Origin of the sequence: Tardiphaga sp. (genome assembly GCF_044340795.1) — a bacterium.
In the GTDB taxonomy this organism is placed as follows: domain Bacteria; phylum Pseudomonadota; class Alphaproteobacteria; order Rhizobiales; family Xanthobacteraceae; genus Tardiphaga.
On sequence record NZ_JBIISY010000419.1, the window covers coordinates 1 to 2,984 of the forward strand.

The following is a 2,984-nucleotide window of genomic DNA, read 5'->3' on the forward strand; positions in this document are numbered from 1 at the left end:
TCGTGCCGTGCCATCGCGTGCTGGCGGCGGGCGGCAAGCCGGGCGGGTTCTCGGCCAATGGCGGTGTCGAAACCAAGCTCAAGATGCTGGCGATCGAGGGCGCGTATGTGAACTACACGCCCTCGCGGTTCGACTAGTCGCTCAGGCCGTTGGCGGCACCGAGATCTTCACCGACTCGCGCTGCAGCATGCGTTCGTGGAACGCATCGAGCTTCGGAAACGCCTTGCGCCATCCGCAATCGGCGAAGCGGAAATCCGCATAGCCCAGCGCGCACACCAGGGCGATCTGCGCGGCGTCGAGCGGGCGGCTGAGGATGTCCGAATTCTCGAAACGCGCAAAGCCCTGCCAGGCGCGATCCCACTGATCGTCGTACCAGCCCTTCCAGAAAAACTCCTTCGGCCGAACGGCGGATTCATAGCGGCACAGCAGCATGGCGTCGGTCATGCCCTGGATCATCGTGTGCTCGCTCTTCACCTTCCAGCGCGCCGGGCCCGAAGCAGGAACCAGTTTGCCGCCGCCGGCGAGTTCGTCGAGATATTCGGTGATGTTGTAGCTGTCGACGATCACCAGGCCATCATCGAGGATCAGCGCCGGCAGTTTGCGCAGCGGATTCACGTCATGCGCATAGGCCTCATTGGCCTGGGTCGGCGCTACGCTGGTGGCCACCAGTTCGATCTTGTCGAGCAGTCCGAGCTCGATGGCGGCAATGCGCACCTTGCGGGCAAAGGGCGAGGTCGGCGAAAAAGTCAGCTTCATTGTTCGATGTCTTTCTTCGAGAGAGGCGCAGGCGCGATGACGCCTGCGCTGTTTCCTGCGTGCCTTAAGCCGCCACGACCTTCTGCTTCTGCTCGCCGAGACCTTCGATGCCGAGCGTCATGACGTCGCCGACTTCAAGGAATTTCGGCGGCTTCATGCCGAGGCCGACACCGGGCGGAGTGCCCGTGGTGATGATGTCGCCGGGCATCAGGGTCATCATGCCAGAGAGATAGGAGACGATCTGCGGCACGTTGAAGATCATGGTGGCGGTCGAGCCGGTCTGGCAGCGCTTGCCATTGACGTCGAGCCACATGCTGAGATTGTGCACGTCGGCCACTTCATCCGTGGTCGCGATCCACGGGCCGAGCGGGCCGAACGTGTCATGCGACTTGCCCTTTGTCCACTGACCGCCGCGCTCGATCTGGAAGAAGCGTTCGGAGACGTCGTTGCAGACGGCATAGCCGGCGACATGCTTCAGCGCATCGGCTTCGGACACATACTTTGCCCTAGTGCCGATGATGATCGCGAGTTCGACTTCCCAATCGAGCTTGGTGGAGCCGCGCGGCTTCTCGACATCGTCATTCGGGCCGCACAGCGAGTTCAGTGCCTTCATGAATACGATCGGCTCGGACGGGATCGGCATGTTGGATTCGGCGGCGTGATCCGCATAGTTCAAGCCGATGGCGATGAATTTCGGCTTGCCGCCGACGGGCGAGCCAAAGCGCTGGTTGCCGGAGACTTCGGGGAGCGAGGCGGGATCGATGGCCTTGAGCTTGGCAAGATTGTCCGGCGAGAAAGCGTCATCGGCCAGATCCTTGATCTTGCCGGAGAGGTCGCGCAGCTTGCCGTTGGTGTCGATCAGTCCGGGCTTTTCGCTGCCGAACGCGCCGTATCTTACGAGTTTCATTGTCGTCTCCCTGGAGCCTTTGTTTGGCGGGTGAAGTTGTGGAACACCGCGGGATGAAATTCAATCCGCCTTCGAGCCTCGACGGACGGGCCACTTCCCTCCGGGATACGTGCTCTCAGTTTCGCAGCGCATCAAAGCGCCAGGCGGCGCCGTCGCGCTTCAGGTGCCCGGCGCCGTAATGGCCGCCGATCACCAGCGTCGGCGTGTCGGCAAAACGCGTGAACAGCTCAATGCGTGAGCGCGTCGATTGCGCGGGATCGGAATCGGCCGTCGAGGCCCAGTCGGGATGCGCCATCTGCACGGGATGATGTGCGGCGTCACCGGTCAGCAGGGCTTCCTCGCCGCCCGACCTGATGTGCACGCTCATGTGACCGGGGCTGTGGCCGGGCGTGGGGATCAGCGAGATTTCATTGGCGACATCGGCGTCGGCTGCGATCAGGTCGACGAGCCCGGCATCGGCCACCGGCTTGATGGAGTCATTGAAGACGGCAATGTGATCGGGCCGTTCGCTATGGGTCTTCCAGTAGTCATACTCGGTCTTGCCGAACAGGTAGCGCGCATTCGGAAAGGTCGGCACCCATTGCCCTTCCACCAGCCGCGTATTCCATCCGACATGATCCACGTGCAGATGCGTGCAGAGCACGGTGTCGATGCTGTCGGGCGCAAAGCCGGCATCGGCGAGATGACGCAGGAATGGCGTGTTGAGATAATTCCAGGTCGGTACCGAGCGGCCTTCCTTGTCATTGCCGAGGCAGGTGTCGACGATGATACGCCGCGTAGGCGTTTCCACCACCAGCGCATGGATCGACATTTTCAGCCGGCCCTCGTCATTGGCGAAATCCGGGATCAGCCAGGGCAGGGCCTTCACTTCATCCGGGCCAGCCTGGGGAAGGATGAAGCGCGTGCTGCCCGTCATCCGGCTCTCGAGGATTTGCGTGATCCTGACCTTGCCTACCGTCCACTGCATGCGGCGTTCACTCCCGTGTTCTTATTGGGGCAGGAGGATGCGGATTTTGCGCTGCGGGCGCAATGGATCATCTCGCATTGCTGCGCGTTGGCATGGGCACAACAGGTTTTCGAGGAGCGCATCATGCCAGAACTCGCAATTTCATCCGACAAGGTCGGCTTCCTGATCGAAAAAGCCCGTCAGTTCGACGCCAAGGATATCGAGGTTGATACCGATGAGGGCTCGAACGGTGCCGACGACAAGATGATTGACGTGCTGGAAGACGACGGCAGCGATCCCGTGGTCCGGGAAATCTCCGGTTTTATCGCCGCGCTCAGTGAGGACGAAAAGGCCGATCTCGTTGCCTTGATGCGG

4 protein-coding genes and 1 pseudogene are annotated in these 2,984 nt (G+C 61.7%); 2 read left to right on the forward strand and 3 right to left on the reverse strand.

What is annotated here, in order from left to right:
* Positions 1-137: MGMT family protein (locus ACIQ17_RS32525; RefSeq protein WP_398473692.1), on the forward strand; the 137-nt coding region annotated here is incomplete at its 5' end.
* 4 nt (positions 138-141) lie between these two features.
* Here the strand turns inward: ACIQ17_RS32525 and ACIQ17_RS32530 are convergent.
* The 3 genes from ACIQ17_RS32530 to ACIQ17_RS32540 all read right to left on the reverse strand — a co-directional run bounded on the left by ACIQ17_RS32530 (position 142) and on the right by ACIQ17_RS32540 (position 2,630).
* The gene (locus ACIQ17_RS32530) at positions 142-756 is read right to left on the reverse strand and encodes a glutathione S-transferase family protein (RefSeq protein ID WP_398473688.1); all 615 of its coding nucleotides are present in this window, start codon (positions 754-756) and stop codon (positions 142-144) included.
* A 64-nt stretch (positions 757-820) separates the two neighbouring features.
* Positions 821-1,663 carry a fumarylacetoacetate hydrolase family protein gene (locus ACIQ17_RS32535; protein ID WP_398473689.1) on the reverse strand — a complete coding sequence of 281 codons (843 nt, stop codon included), beginning with the start codon at positions 1,661-1,663 and terminating at the stop codon, positions 821-823.
* Between the two features lie 115 nt (positions 1,664-1,778).
* Positions 1,779-2,630: an MBL fold metallo-hydrolase gene (locus ACIQ17_RS32540; protein ID WP_398473691.1), complete on the reverse strand. Its 852-nt coding sequence runs from the start codon at positions 2,628-2,630 to the stop codon at positions 1,779-1,781.
* A 123-nt stretch (positions 2,631-2,753) separates the two neighbouring features.
* Here ACIQ17_RS32540 and ACIQ17_RS32545 point away from each other — a divergent pair.
* Positions 2,754-2,984: pseudogene (locus ACIQ17_RS32545) on the forward strand (hypothetical protein); the annotation flags it as partial.